The organism is Oscillibacter sp. KLE 1728, from assembly GCF_934833455.1.
Taxonomy (GTDB): domain Bacteria; phylum Bacillota; class Clostridia; order Oscillospirales; family Oscillospiraceae; genus Oscillibacter; species Oscillibacter welbionis.
Map to the genome: position 1 here is coordinate 1 of NZ_CAKVVF010000053.1, position 14,087 is coordinate 14,087.

Consider the following 14,087-nt stretch of genomic DNA (forward strand, 5'->3'; position numbering starts at 1 on the left):
ATATGCACCACTACAACTTCCCCGGCTACTCCGTGGGCGAGGCCAAGCCCGCCCGTTCCCCCGGCCGCCGGGAGATCGGCCACGGCGCCCTGGCGGAGCGGGCTCTGGTGCCCGTGCTCCCCTCTGTGGAGGAGTTCCCCTACGCCATCCGCGTGGTTAGTGAGGTGCTGAGCTCCAACGGCTCCACCTCCCAGGGCTCCATCTGCGGCTCCACCCTGGCCCTGATGGACGCCGGCGTGCCCATCAAGGCCCCTGTGGCCGGCATCTCCTGCGGCCTGATCCAGGACGACGACGGCTCCTTCACCACCTTCATCGACATCCAGGGCGTGGAGGACTTCCACGGCGAGATGGACTTCAAGGTGGCCGGTACCAAGAAGGGCATCACCGCCATCCAGATGGACCTGAAGAACGACGGCCTGACCATGGAGATCATCAAGGAGGCCCTGGACATCACCTATGACGCCCGGTGCGAGATCCTGGATCAGATCATGCTGCCCGCCATCTCCGAGCCCCGCAAGGAGGTCAGCAAGTACGCGCCCAAGATGCTGACCATGCACATCGACCCCTCCAAGATCCGGGAGGTCATCGGCTCCGGCGGCAAGGTTATCCAGAAGATCGTGGCCGACACCGGCGCCAAGATCGACATCAACGACGACGGCTCCATCTTCATCGCCGGCGTGGACGCCGCCAGCTGCGACGCCGCCAAGAAGTGCATTGACGACATTGTGTTCGTCCCGGAGGTGGGCGCGCTGTACTACGGCCGCGTGGTGCGGCTGATGACCTTCGGCGCCTTCGTGGAGCTGGCCCCCGGCAAGGACGGACTGGTCCACATCTCCAAGCTGGCGGACCACCGGATCGAGAAGGTGGAGGACGCCTGCAAGGTGGGCGACATGATGTGGGTGAAGGTCACCGACATTGACGAGAAGGGCCGTGTCAACCTCTCTCACAAGGATGCTGTGAAGGAGATCAAGGCCAAGGAAGCCGCCGGCGAGCGGATCAAATAACGAGGTCTCCATCCTGTTCCATTCCCTGTCAACTGGAAGCGTCCGGGCGCATCGTGTACCCGGACGCTTTTGACGAAAGACGGCGGCTGCCTCTGGCAGCCGCCGCCTTTTTTTCGTTGCCTGCAGTTCATCGTTCCCTACTTCGCGGAAGTCTCTGCCTGAGCGGCCCGATACAGGAATGTGGCGATCTGACCCCGGGTACAGGGAGTGTCCGGGGAGAATGTGGTCTCCGTGGTACCGCTGGCGACACCGTTCTCCACCGCCCACAACACCGCCTGGTCAGCGTACCAGTAGAGGGGCTGTCCGTGTCCGTCTCCGTCCCCGAAGGGGACGTCGGCAAAGGGAAATTCTCCTTCCATATCCGGGCTGCCGGCGGCGCGCCACAGGAAGAATACCGCGTCCAGCCGGGTACACACCGCATGGGGCGCAAAGGTCCCGAATCCCCACATATCCTTCTCTGCAGCCCACTGGACGGCTCCGTAGTAGTAGGCGCTGGGATCCGTCACATCCATGAACTGCTGTTCTGCCAGCGCGGGTTTCGGCTCGCCGGCCGCCCGCCATAGGAACACGGCCAGCTGGGCCCGGGTACAGGGCGCATCGGGGGAGAAGGTGGACGCTGTGGTGCCGTTGGTGACGCCGGTTTCTGCGGCCCACAGAATGGCATCATAGTAGGGGGAGGTCTCCTGCACATCAGTGAAGGGGCTGGCAAAGGCCAACGCGGGCAGGGGCAACCCTAGGCACAGGGACAGCGACAGACAGAGCGCAAAAACGTGCGCTTTCATGCTGTATTCCTCCTTTTCTGTATCTTTGCGGCTCGTTCGGCGCGGCTGTCAGTCGTGAAAGCAGAACCGGCGGGCGGCATCATGATTTCCAACGGCATTTGGTTTTGATGGCTGCATTATATCACCGCGTACCCGAAAACACAAGGAGGCCCCAGCGCCCGTCCTCGTTCTCGTCAGGACAACTGCGGGGCGGTCACAGCGCCGCGCCCAGTTGCCGGGCGGCCTCCAGCTGCTCCGGATGGGCCTCGATATCCCCGGCGGCCATGTTTCCGCCGGCGTATACAATGCCCGCATCCTTCCAGCCCAGGCAGTCCAGCAGCGCCTTGTAATAGGCCCGCACCGGGGCGAAATTCTCCTCCGTGTCGCCTTCCGCCGCCATCAGAAGCACCGCGTCCTTGACCGGATTTGCCAGATCGGGGCCCAGTTCCGCCACCGCGAACAGCCGGTCAAAGGCGCATTTCAGTTGTCCGGAGATGCTCCAGTAATACATGGGCGAGGCCAGCACCACCACATCCGCGGCCATGTAGGCCGGATACACGGCGTCCATGCCGTCCCGCTGGACACAGGGGTGCCGGGGATCCCTTCCGCCGCCCAGGCAGCCCCGGCAGCCGTGGATGTCCAGAGCGGCCAGATCGAACCGGGTGATGGTGTGGCCCGCCGCCTCCGCTCCGGCAGTAAACGCGTCGATCAGCGCCGCAGTGTTTCCGTGGATGCGGGGGCTGCCGTTGAGAATCAGAATCTGCTTTGACATCAGAATCGCTCCTTTTTTCTTGATGTCCCCAGTATCCTATGATATTCTCTGTTTGTAAAGTACGCACATCGGTGTAAGATACTAACCAAAAGGAGAGCATAAAATGGAGCCATGCATCACGGCGGGCACCGGGATTGAAGAGACGGGCTTCGGCTACACCATGTCCCTGGTGAGCGGTAAGTACAAGATGATTATTCTCTACTGGCTGGCGGAGTACAGCGTTCTGCGGTACAACGAGCTGAAGCGGCGCCTGGGGACCATCTCCCACAAGACGCTGAGCCTCTCCCTGAAGGAGCTGGAGGCGGACGGCCTGGTGCAGCGGGAGGAGTATCCCCAGATTCCCCCCAAGGTGGAGTACAGCCTTTCGGAGCGGGGGCGGTCCCTCATCCCCATTTTGGACGCTATGTGCATCTGGGGCGAGGAGAACCGTCCCCGCGGGAAGGGAGCGTGAGGCAGATGGATGTGATCGCGGCAATCGCCACTGGAAGCGCCGCCACCGCCATCGGAATCGTCCGGGTGTCGGGAGACGGGTGCTTCGCCCTGTGCGGGCGGGTGTTCCGGGCGGCTGGCGGCCGTCCCTTTGCCGCCCAGGAGCCCCGGAAAATGGTGTTCGGAGAGATGCTGGACCGGGCGGGCCGGGTCATTGACCGGGGCCTTGCGGTGCGGTTCCCGGGGCCGGGCAGCTACACCGGGGAGGACTGCGCAGAGTTCCACTGCCACGGCTCCCCCGTGGTGCTGCGGGAGCTGCTGTCTGCCCTCTTCGCTGCCGGGGCCCGGCAGGCCCAGGCGGGGGAGTTCACCAAGCGGGCGTTTTTGAACGGCCGGATGGACCTGACCCAGGCGGAGGCGGTGGTGGACCTGATCGACGCGGAGACCGCCGCCGCGGCCAGAAACGCCGCCGCCCAGCTGGACGGCGGCCTGCGCCGGGTGCTGGAGCCGGTCCAGGAGGAGCTGCTGGAAGTCACCTCCCGGTTTTACGCGGTGGTGGACTACCCGGACGAGGACATTCAGGATGTGCGGCCGGAGGAGATCGCCGCTGCCCTCCGGTCCGCCGCTGGGCGGCTGGAGCGGCTGCTGGACACCTGCCGCCGGGGACAGGTACTGAAATCCGGCGTCCGCACGGCTATTGTGGGCCGGCCCAACGCGGGCAAGTCTTCGCTGCTCAACGCCCTGGCGGGGTATGAGCGGGCCATCGTCACCGACATCCCCGGCACCACCCGGGACACGGTGGAGGAGTCCGTACTCTGCGGCGGGGTCCTGCTGCGGCTCATCGATACCGCCGGCATCCGGGCCACGGAGGACCCGGTGGAACAGCTGGGGGTGGAGCGGAGCCGGAGAGCCATCGCCTCCGCGGAGCTGGTGCTGGCGGTGGTGGATGGTGCGGTGCCGGAGGACCCGGAAGAGGGATCTCTGCTGGCGGATGTGGCCCGGTGCGGAGTTCCTTGGCTCCTGGTGTTCACTAAGCGGGATATGGCGGGGGGGCTGCGGACGGCTGGGGCGGTCTTTCCCGCCGGAGAGGGCCCCCTGGCCCCGCCTGCCGCCGTGGTGTCCCTGTCCTCCGTCACTGGCGAGGGACTGGAGGACCTGGGAAACGCCGTAGCAGCCCTGTTTCCCGCCGGGGACCCGGGGGAGGCGGGCAGCCTGCTGACCGACCGGCGGCAGGAAGACGCCGCCCGCCGGGCCCTGGACGCAGTCCGCCGGGCTTTGGAGGCCCTGGAGACCGGAATGACCCCGGATGCGGTGCTCACAGACGCGGAGGAGGCCCTGGATGCGCTGGGAGAGCTGACAGGCCGCACGGCGAAGGAGGAGATTGTCTCCCGCATTTTTTCCCGATTCTGTGTGGGAAAATAACTGCTAACAGAAAATGCAATACCGGACCCTGGAAAACGTGATTTACAAAATCAGATTTGCGTGGTATACTACCTCTGAATAAAAGCCGTGCCGCACGGCGGAAGGAGTGTATCCGCATGTATGATCTGACGGCCCTGCGGGAGAGGCTGCGGACCCAGCGCCCGGTGCCCTGGGACCAGCTGCCGGACTTCTCCCTATATATGGACCAGGTGCTCAGCTATATGGACCGGCAGGTGATCCGGTTCGACGAGGATGACGGCCTCACCGCCGCCATGGTGAACAACTACACGAAGAGCGGCCTGGTGCCCCGGGCGGAGGGGAAGAAATACAACCGGGACCACCTGGCCTATCTCACCGCTATCTGTGTGTTGAAGCGGGTGATGTCCACCCGGGATATGGATCTGCTGATCCGGGAGGAGCTGCAGGGGGACCGGCCCATCTCCGACGGGTACGCCGCCTTCTGCGGGAGCCTCAACAAGGCGCTGAACGCCGTGGCCGATGAGATGGAGGACCGCACCGGGGAGGAGGAGCTGGCGGATGCGGCCATCCACTTTGCTCTGATGAGCTACGCCGCCGGCGTGGCCAGCAGCCGGTATGTGACGCTGCTGCGCCAGCGGCAGGAGGCCCGGGAGGAGGCAGCAAGCGCCGCCCACGCCAAAAGCAAAGAACGGGCCAAAAAGGAAAAGGAGAAGGACTGAGCATGGATGATTTTGTGATCCTGACAGACAGCTGCTGCGACATGACCGCCCGGATGGCGGCGGATCTGGAGCTGGAGGTGCTGCCCCTGAGCCTGAATATGGAGGACCGGGTGTACCACAACTACCTGGACGGCCGGGAGATCGGCTTCCAGGACTTCTATGCCCGGCTCCGCGCCGGCGCCCTGGCGACCACCTCCGCCATCAGCGTGGGCGTGTTTGATGAGGCTATGCGGAAGATTCTGGATAGCGGCAGGGACGTGCTGTACCTGGCCTTTTCCTCCGCGCTCTCCACCACCTACCAGTCGGCGGTGATCGCCGCCGATGACCTGCGGGAGGCATACCCCGGACGGAAGATCTTTGTGGTGGACACGCTCAGCGCCTCTTTGGGCCAGGGGCTGCTGGTATACCTCTGCGTCCAGGAAAAGCGGAAGGGGAAGACCATCGACCAGGTCCACGTCTTTGCGGAGGAGACCAAGGCGAAGGTGTGCCACTGGTTCACCGTGGACGACCTGAACCATCTGAAGCGTGGCGGCCGGGTCAGCGCTGCGGCGGCCCTGTTCGGCACCATGCTGTCCATCAAGCCGGTGCTGCATGTGGATGACACGGGCCATCTGGTGCCCGTCAGCAAGACCCGGGGGCGGAAGGCGTCCCTGCTGGCCCTGGTGGACCGCATGGCGGAGAGCGCCATCGACCCGGCGGGACAGACTATCTTCATCAGCCACGGGGACTGCGAGGCGGACGCTGAGTTTGTGGCGGACGAGGTGCGCCGCCGCTTCGGCGTACAGGACATCTATATCAACTACGTGGGGCCGGTCATCGGCAACCACTCCGGCCCTGGCACGCTGGCCCTGTTCTTCCTGGGCAGCCGCCGGTGAAGCCGGACGGAAAAGCGTCCCTTCAGAGGGGCGCTTTTCCCTGGAGATCAAATATAATTCCGCTCCGGCGGAGAGATGAGGTGACGGCTGTGAAATGGCTGGAGGTACATATCGACACAAACCACACCGGACTGGAGCCGGTGGAGACAATGCTCTCCGCCCTGGGCATCGACGGTGTGGTGATCGATGACGAGACGGAGTTCGAGGACTTCCTGGAGAACAACCGGCAGTACTGGGACTATGTGGACGAGGATTTGCGGCAGGAGATGCAGGGCCGGTCCCGGATCACCTTCTATCTGGAGGCGGGGGACGAGGGTTTCGCCAAGCTGGGGGAGGTCCGCATTGCCCTGGAGGAGCTGAAAAAGACCCGGGACGACTGCGGCACCCTGCTGATGACCCTGGATGACCTGGAGGACGCCGACTGGGAGAACAACTGGAAGCAGTATTACAAGCCCATGGAGATTGGGGACCGGCTGCTGGTGGTGCCGGAGTGGCTGCGGGAGGACCTCAAGGTCCGGGCGGGCCTTGCCGCCGGGCGGGTGGCCCTGGTGTTGGATCCGGGCCTCACCTTCGGCACCGGCAGTCATGCCACCACCCGCCTGTGCCTGACGGCGCTGGAGAAGACCATCCGCGGCGGCGAGCGGGTACTGGACCTGGGCTGCGGCAGCGGCATCCTCTCCATCGCGGCGCTGAAGCTGGGGGCGGCCTCCGCCGCGGCGGTGGATATCGACGACAAGTGCCGGGACGTAGCCTATGAGAACGCCGCCCTCAACGGCATCGGGCAGGACACCTACACCGTCCGGATCGGAGATGTACTGGGGGACGCGGTTCTGCGGGCGGATCTGGGCGGCGGCTGGCAGATGGTGGTGGCTAATATCGTGGCGGACGTCATCATCGGCCTTTCTCCGCTGGTGCGGCCCATGCTGGCTCCGGGCGGACTGTTCCTCTGCTCCGGCATCATCGACGACCGGGCGCAGGAGGTGGCGGACCGCCTGCGGGAAAACGGCTGGGAGATCCTGGAGACACGGAGCGCTGAGGGCTGGTTTTCCTATCTCTGCCGCTGAACAGGAACTGGAAAAGAGGGGATCGGATTTGAAAACGCTCGGCCGCCTGGATGGCTTCCTGGGCGGACACATGGCGCCGGTGGTGCTCTGTTGTGTGGCGCTGGGTATTGCCTTTCCGGAGGTGCTCTCCCACCTGAACGGGGTGACGGTAGGGCTGTTCGCCTTCATGACCTTTTCCAACAGCCTGGGCGGCGGCTTCCGGGAGCTGGCGCAGGTGGTCCGCCACCCTCTGCCGGTGGCGGTGATTTTCGGCCTGCTCCACGTGGTGATGCCCCTCATTACCCTGGGACTGGGGACGCTGTGCTTTCCGGACGCGCCGCTGTTTACCATCGGGCTGGTGCTGGAGTATGCAGTGCCCACCGGTGTGGCGTCCCTTATGTGGGTGGGCATGAGTCGGGGCAATACCGCCCTGTGCCTCTCGGTGGTGCTGCTGGATACACTCCTCTCCCCGGTGGTGATCCCCCTGACCATGAAGCTGCTGGTGGGCTCGGTGGTGGAGCTGGACACCTGGGGCATGATGCGGGACCTGCTGCTGATGGTGGCGCTTCCGGCTCTGGCAGCCATGGTGCTGTACCAGCTGACAAAGGGTGCCGTGGCGGTCACGCTGAAGCCGAAGCTGTCCCTGCCCGCCAAGGCGGCCCTGCTGCTCATCATCACGGCCAATGCCACCGGCTGCGCGCCCTTCCTCCGGAACCTGACACCGACCCTGGTGCGGGTGATGATCGTGGTGTTCTTCCTGTGCCTGTTGGGCTTTTTCCTGGGGTATTGGGCGGGGCGGCTGTTGAAGCTGGACTTCCCCACAGTGCAGACTGTCGCCCTCAACGCCGGGATGCGGAACATCAGCGCTGGGGCGGTGCTGGCCGAGGCCTATTTCCCCGGAGACGTGCTGTTTCCGGTGGCCTTTTCTCCGGTGTTCCTCCAGGCCACCACGGCCCTGATCGTGAAGGCCCTGCGGGCCACCAGGCCCGGCCGGGCGGATCAGGCGGCCTACGAAGCGCGCCTGGCGGAGGAACCGTCCCGGTAATGGAATATGCAGTGTTCGCATGGCGGCCGCCCATTGGGCGGCCGCTTTTCCTGCGGAGTGGGGGACGCCTCGACAGATTCCCCCTGCCTTTTTGGGACAGGACCTGTAAAATAAAGGAAATGAAACGGAGGTGGTCCCATGGACAGGCCGGAACGGAAGGTGCTGTGGCTCCCGGCGGCGGAAATCCGCCCCAATCCCATGCAGCCCCGGCGGACCTTTGAGGAGACGGGGCTCCGGGAGTTGGCGGAATCCATCCGCCGCCACGGTATCCTCCAGCCCCTGACGGTGCGGCGGACCGCGGCGGGCTGGGAGCTGGTGGCGGGGGAGCGGCGGCTGCGGGCAGCCGTGCTGGCGGGTCTGGAGACCGTCCCCTGCCTGGAGGCGGAGGTGGACGGGCGGGCCTCCGCCCTGCTGGCCCTTGTGGAGAATTTGCAGCGCAGGGATCTGCATTACCTGGAGGAGGCGGAGGCCATCGCCGCCTTTCTCCACCAGACGGGCATGACCCAGGAGGCGGTGGCGGCCCAGCTGGGCATGTCCCCCTCGGCTCTGGCCAACAAGCTGCGGCTGCTGCGGCTGTCCCCGGCCTGCCGGGCGCTGCTGGTGGAACACGGATTGACGGAGCGTCACGCCCGCTGCCTGCTGCGGCTGGAGGACGAGGGCGAGCGGCTGACCGCCCTGCGCCAGGCGGCGGCGAAGCACTGGAATGTGGCCCAGACGGAGCAGTATGTAGAGCGGCGGCTGGCAGCCCTCCAGACCGCGCCGCCCGCAGGACGGCGGACGTACATCATCAAGGACGTGCGATTGTTTTTGAACAGTGTGGACCGGGGGCTGCGGCTGATTCGGGACGCAGGTGTGGACGCCCGGACGGAGCGGGAGGAGACAGAGGACGAAATCGTTCTGACGCTCCGCATTCCGAAACAGCGTCGGAAAGAGGCCTGAAACTTCTGATTGTTACGGGATTGTAATCCATTTTCCAGAAAAAACGTGCTAAAATAAAATCCTGAATGCATAAGCTAGGACAGCACGGCTTGTCTGGGCGATCCGACAGAACAACAGGAGGGGCTTCATGGAACCGAATACGAACGAAGCCACCGCGCCGAAGCGGCTGAAAACCGGCGGCAAAAAGCCGATAATTATCATAGGAGTTATTGTGGCGGTATTGCTTGCCGCCTATGTGGGCCTGTGCGCCTATGCCAATTCCCTGGATATATTTTACCCTAACACCACCATCAATGGTGTGGACGTGGCAGGCCTCACAGCGGAGCAGGCCGCGGAGCGGCTGCGGCAGGAGATTCCGGAGGAAACCGTAGAGTTTTATTTACCGCTGGCCGATGAGACCGGGGATGGGGAATCCGCGCCGGAGGGAGATATGCTGTACGGCGCAGACCCCGACGCCGTATGCACCTATCGGGAGCTGGGCATCACAGAGGAACTGGACTATGAGGTCAGTGCCCAATCCGCATTTGATGCCGTGCAGGGCCGGAGCAGCTTTTTTGTCAAGGGCTGGGAGTATCTTGCCTGCCTGGTCGGAGCAGATGGACAACTGGGCGTCGTGCTGGAGCCGGAGGAGGATATCTTCCAGGTAAAAATGGAACAGCTCAGTGAGCAGTTCTCCCGGGAGGCCCAGGACGCCTCCTACGAGGTGACGGAGGATGCCGTCGAAATCACAAAAGCCCTGAACGGACTGTCCGTGTCCGCCGCAGATCTTGCGCGGACTGCACAGGAAAGATGGACTGGCAGCGGCAATGGCGCGGCGGCCAGCGTGTTTGTGAACAACGCTCGGATCCTTCCCGCCAAGACCCTCACCGCCCAGGAGATCTACGACGATTGCTCCGGCGTGGTGAAGAACGCCTCCTATGACAAGGAGACGGGCGCCATCGTACCGGAGGAGGCCGGAGCGGACTTCGATGTGGACGAGGCCCAGCGGCTGCTGGACGCGGCCGCGCCCGGCGAGACCGTCACCGTCCCCGCCCAGGTGGAGCTGCCCGCCGTCACGGCGGAGGAGCTGGAGCAGGTGCTGTTCCGGGACGTGCTGGGCGAGGCCCGCACCCATGTGGGCGGCACATCCGCCCGCCGGTCCAATGTGAAGCTGTCCGCCGCATCCATCAACGAGTATGTGATGAACAGCGGCGACGTGTTCTCCTACAATGACGTGGTGGGCCAGCGGACCGCCGCCCGGGGCTATCAGGCGGCTCCCGCCTATGTCCAGGGGGAGACGGTGGACGAGATCGGCGGCGGCATCTGCCAGACTTCCTCCACGCTGTACCTGGCCTGCCTGCGGTCCAACCTGGAGATCACGGAGCGGTACGCCCACCGCTACGTCCCCGCCTATATCACCGCGGGCATGGACGCCACGGTGTCCTGGGGCGGGCCGGACTACAAGTTCACCAACAACTCCCTGTACCCCATCAAGATCGTCACCATCTATGAAAACAATTACCTGACGGTCCGGATCCTGGGCACCAATGTGGACGGCACCAGCGTGAAGATGACCAACGAGCACCTCTCCACCACGCCCTATGAGACGGTGTATGAGGACGACCCCACCCTGGCGCCGGGCACGGAGAAGGTCAAGACCACGCCCTACACCGGGTACAAGTACCGGACATACCGCAATGTCTACGACGCCAACGGCAAGCTGATCTCCTCCACTTACGAGGCCACCAGCGACTACAAGTCCCGCAATAAGGTGATCCTCCGGGGCCCGGCGGTAGAGCCCGCCGACGGCGGCGCCCAGATCCCAACGGACACCACCGATCCCACCAACCCCGTAGAGCCGACGGAGCCCCAGGACCCTGATGTCCCCGCAGAGCCTACAGAACCCACGACGCCGGATAATGGCTGGACCATCCAGACGCCGGAGCAGGACGGCCAGCAGACAGCGGAAGGGCAGACCGGCACCGGGACCACTGGGGAGTCCGAACTTTCCACGGACGTCCTGCCCCAGGACGAACCCTTTGTATGACCGCCAGGGGAATTCTGTCACTATTTGCAGAAAGAGGCAGCCGGATTTCCGGCTGCCTCTTCGTCTTTTTCCGCCCGCCGCATATACTAGCCCTATCTGACGCGGGCGGGAGGACGGCCATGGAAAAACATGCCTTTCATGTCTGGCGGTACGGGGCGCCGCTGCTGGTGCTGGCAGCGGGCGCCGCCGCCCTCTGGCCGTTCCGCCATCAGTTGACGGCGGAGGCCATCGCCGCCTTTTCCCCCCGGCAGACGGTTCTGGCGGCGTCGTTCCTGGTGGGGCTGTACGCCCTCAAGAGCCTCTCCGTCTGCTTTCCCATGTCCGCCCTCACGGCGGCGGGGGGACTGCTGTTTCCCTTCCCCCTGGCGCTGGCGGTGAACCTCTGCGGCACCGGGGTGGCCCAGACCATCCCCTTTTTCCTGGGGCGGCGGGAGCAGGGGGGACTGGAGGCCCTGGCGGAGCGGATTCCCCGGGTGGCGGGCGTCTGCCGGGCCCAGGCGGAGAACCCGTGGCTGTCCGTCTTTCTGCTGCGGCTGGCGGGGGCATCGCCGGGGGACGTGGTGAGCCTCTATCTGGGGGCCTCCGGCACGCCCTACGGCACGTATCTCTCCGCCGGGCTGCTGGGCGGCCTGCCCCGGATTGCCTGCGCCACCGTGCTGGGCGGCGCGCTGTGGCAGCCGGGGAGCGGGCGCTTCTGGCTGTCCCTGGCGGCGGGCGGGGCGCTGACGGCCCTCTCCGGCGTTATCTGGCTCCTGTGGCGGCGCCGCAGGAGGGCGTGAAGCGGCGGTTGCTTTTTTTTGCCAAACCGTGTACACTGTTGTCGGCAAGCTCGATCTGTCCAATGAGGGAGATGGTCGAATGCAGACGCTGACACAGCGCCGCAGCGTGCCGGTGGACGCGGCCAAGACCGCTGCCATCTTCGGCACGCTGCTGATCCATGCCTCCGCCGCCGGGGGCTTTGCGGGAGCGCCGGGGTCCTTTGGGTGGACCTCCGCCCTGTTCTGGAACTGCCTGCTGCGCAGCGCGGTGCCGGTGTTCTTCCTGTGCAGCGGCGCGCTGCTGCTGCCGCCGGAAAAGGAGGTCACCGTCCGGCGGGTGTGGACGAAGTACATCCCCCGCATCCTGGCGGCCCTGCTTTTCTGGGCCGCGGCCTATGAGGGTGTGGAGCTGCTGCGGGGCTGGCGCGCTGCGGGCGTGCTGGAGCGGACGGCCCTCCGGCAGGCGGCGCTGAATCTGGTGCTGTTCCATCACAAGAACCATCTCTATTACCTCCACATCATTCTGCTGGTGTACGCGGTGCTGCCCCTGACCCGCCGCCTTGTGGCGGCGGCGGACCGGCGGCTGCTGAACTACGCTCTGGGGATCTGGTTCGTGCTGGGGTGTCTGGCCCCCACGCTGAAATTCTTCCCGCCCCTGTCCCTCGTCGGCGGCATCCCTGCCCAGTACCCCATCAACCTGACTTGGTGCGCCGTGGGCTATGGTGTGCTGGGCGATGTCCTGACTCAGGAGGCGCCCCGCCACAGGCCCCGGACCTTTGTTTGGCTGTATTTGGCGGGCACGGCGCTGACCTTTGGGCTGACGCTGGCAGCCTCTCTGAAAACCGGGGCGCTGTATCAGGTGTTCCTTCAGGGGAGCGCCCCCGGCGTCTGTTTGCAGGCGGCGGGGCTGTACGGCTTCTGCGCCGCCCGGTGGCAGGACCGGGACCGCTGGCCCATGGCGGAGACCGTCTCCAAGGCGTCCTTCTGCATCTACTTGACGCACCTGTTCTTCCTGGACTTCCTGGCGGGCAGGGGCCTCTCCGCCGGGACGCTGCCGCCCGTCTGGGGCGTGCCGGTGCTGGCGGCCGCGGCCTTCGGGGGCGGCTTTCTGGTGTGGCTGGTCCTCCGGCGGGTGCCGGTGGTGAAAACCTATCTGATTTGAGGAGAAAACTATGCTGTATGCCCTTTGCGCCGCGCTGTCCCTGGCCCTGCTGGGCCTGGACCAGTGGGTGAAGCACTATGTCACCGTCAACATCCCCCTGGGGGAGGCCCAGCCCTTTCTGCCCGGGCTGGTAGAGCTGCGGACCGTCCACAACTACGGGGCGGCCTGGTCCAGCTTCTCCGGTATGCGCTGGCTGCTGGTGGCGGTCACCTCCGTCATCGTGATCGCGGTGGCGGTGGTCCTGCTCCGCCGGATCGTCCGGCACCCCCTGGGGGTGGCGGCGGGATTCCTGATCCTGTCCGGCGGCGTGGGGAACATCATCGACCGGGTGCGGCTGGGGTACGTGGTGGACATGTTCCACCTGGAGTTCTGGCCCTCCTACCCGGTGTTCAACGTGGCGGACATCTGCGTGGTGTGCGGCGCCGTGCTGGCGGTAATCTATTACCTATGGTTCTACGAGAAATACGACAAGAGAGGCAAGGCCCATGGAGACGCGGACGCTCCAAGTGAATCCTGAGGACACCGGCACCCGGCTGGACGCCTGGCTGGCCGGACAGCTGCCGGATGTGACCCGCTCCGCCGCCGCCCGGCTGTGCGAGGAGGGGCGGGTCACCGCTGCCGGAAAGCCCCTGGCGAAAAACTACCGCCTGGGCGGGGGAGAGGCCGTGTCCGTTACCCTGCCGGACCCGGAGCCGGTGGACGTGGCGCCCCAGGACATCCCCCTGGATGTGGTGTACGAGGACAGCGACGTGATCGTGGTGAACAAGCCCAAGGGGCTGGTGGTCCATCCGGCCCCCGGCCACCCGGACGGCACGCTGGTCAACGCCCTGCTCCACCACTGCGGGGACTCCCTCTCCGGCATCGGGGGGGAGCTGCGGCCCGGCATCGTCCACCGGATCGACCGGGACACCTCCGGCCTCCTCATCGCGGCGAAAAACGACTTCGCCCACCAGAAGCTCTCCGCCCAGCTTCAGGACCACACCCTGGCCCGGATTTACCGGTGCATCGTGATCGGGAATCTCCGGGAGGACAGCGGCACGGTGGACGCCCCCATCGGCCGCCACCCGGCGGACCGGAAGAAGATGGCGGTGGTGGCGGGCGGCCGGAGCGCGGTGACCCACTGGTCCGTGCTGGAGCGGTTCCCCGGCTATAC

At 65.4% G+C, this 14,087-nt stretch carries 15 protein-coding genes; 13 read left to right on the forward strand and 2 right to left on the reverse strand.

Annotated elements, in window-relative coordinates; genetic code table 11:
• Positions 1-1,004 (forward strand): polyribonucleotide nucleotidyltransferase (locus QVE23_RS07330; protein WP_287967854.1); only part of this gene is annotated, 1,004 nt, incomplete at its 5' end.
• A 137-nt stretch (positions 1,005-1,141) separates the two neighbouring features.
• Here the strand turns inward: QVE23_RS07330 and QVE23_RS07335 are convergent.
• Together QVE23_RS07335 and QVE23_RS07340 are read right to left on the reverse strand one after the other, a co-directional pair.
• The gene (locus tag QVE23_RS07335; protein WP_136891305.1) at positions 1,142-1,786 is read right to left on the reverse strand and encodes an S-layer homology domain-containing protein; all 645 of its coding nucleotides are present in this window, start codon (positions 1,784-1,786) and stop codon (positions 1,142-1,144) included.
• 193 nt (positions 1,787-1,979) lie between these two features.
• Positions 1,980-2,537 carry a flavodoxin family protein gene (locus tag QVE23_RS07340; protein ID WP_287967855.1) on the reverse strand — a complete coding sequence of 186 codons (558 nt, stop codon included), beginning with the start codon at positions 2,535-2,537 and terminating at the stop codon, positions 1,980-1,982.
• A gap of 103 nt (positions 2,538-2,640) precedes the next feature.
• On the opposite strand from QVE23_RS07340, the gene QVE23_RS07345 reads away from it, so the two are divergent.
• The 12 genes from QVE23_RS07345 to QVE23_RS07400 all read left to right on the forward strand — a co-directional run.
• Positions 2,641-2,988, forward strand: coding sequence for a winged helix-turn-helix transcriptional regulator (locus QVE23_RS07345; protein ID WP_025544652.1), 348 nt, complete (start codon positions 2,641-2,643; stop codon positions 2,986-2,988).
• A gap of 5 nt (positions 2,989-2,993) precedes the next feature.
• Positions 2,994-4,388, forward strand: coding sequence for a tRNA uridine-5-carboxymethylaminomethyl(34) synthesis GTPase MnmE (gene mnmE, locus QVE23_RS07350; protein ID WP_136891302.1), 1,395 nt, complete (start codon positions 2,994-2,996; stop codon positions 4,386-4,388).
• A 116-nt stretch (positions 4,389-4,504) separates the two neighbouring features.
• Complete coding sequence (locus QVE23_RS07355; protein WP_021750440.1) at positions 4,505-5,086, forward strand: DUF1836 domain-containing protein; 582 nt, start codon at positions 4,505-4,507, stop codon at positions 5,084-5,086.
• Between the two features lie 2 nt (positions 5,087-5,088).
• Positions 5,089-5,961: a DegV family protein gene (locus QVE23_RS07360; RefSeq protein WP_287553488.1), complete on the forward strand. Its 873-nt coding sequence runs from the start codon at positions 5,089-5,091 to the stop codon at positions 5,959-5,961.
• An 89-nt stretch (positions 5,962-6,050) separates the two neighbouring features.
• Positions 6,051-7,025, forward strand: coding sequence for a 50S ribosomal protein L11 methyltransferase (prmA, locus tag QVE23_RS07365; RefSeq protein WP_287967856.1), 975 nt, complete (start codon positions 6,051-6,053; stop codon positions 7,023-7,025).
• Between the two features lie 28 nt (positions 7,026-7,053).
• Positions 7,054-8,049 (forward strand): bile acid:sodium symporter family protein, encoded by a 996-nt coding sequence (locus tag QVE23_RS07370; RefSeq protein ID WP_021750437.1) that lies wholly within the window; start codon positions 7,054-7,056, stop codon positions 8,047-8,049.
• 138 nt (positions 8,050-8,187) lie between these two features.
• On the forward strand, positions 8,188-8,988 hold the full coding sequence (locus QVE23_RS07375) for a ParB/RepB/Spo0J family partition protein (RefSeq protein WP_276896728.1): 801 nt from the start codon (positions 8,188-8,190) through the stop codon (positions 8,986-8,988).
• A 127-nt stretch (positions 8,989-9,115) separates the two neighbouring features.
• The gene (locus QVE23_RS07380; protein WP_287967011.1) at positions 9,116-11,014 is read left to right on the forward strand and encodes a VanW family protein; all 1,899 of its coding nucleotides are present in this window, start codon (positions 9,116-9,118) and stop codon (positions 11,012-11,014) included.
• Positions 11,015-11,133: 119 nt separating this feature from the next.
• Entirely contained in the window at positions 11,134-11,793 is a 660-nt protein-coding gene (locus tag QVE23_RS07385; protein WP_036636562.1) for a TVP38/TMEM64 family protein, read from the forward strand.
• 79 nt (positions 11,794-11,872) lie between these two features.
• Positions 11,873-12,934, forward strand: a complete 1,062-nt coding sequence (locus QVE23_RS07390) for an acyltransferase (RefSeq protein WP_287967857.1) — start codon at positions 11,873-11,875, stop codon at positions 12,932-12,934.
• 10 nt (positions 12,935-12,944) lie between these two features.
• A complete protein-coding gene (gene lspA, locus QVE23_RS07395) occupies positions 12,945-13,451 on the forward strand; it encodes a signal peptidase II (protein ID WP_021748676.1) in 507 nt (168 codons plus the stop codon).
• The coding region (locus QVE23_RS07400) for an RluA family pseudouridine synthase (RefSeq protein ID WP_287967858.1) at positions 13,420-14,087 on the forward strand (668 nt) is incomplete at its 3' end. The genes lspA and QVE23_RS07400, both read left to right, overlap by 32 nt.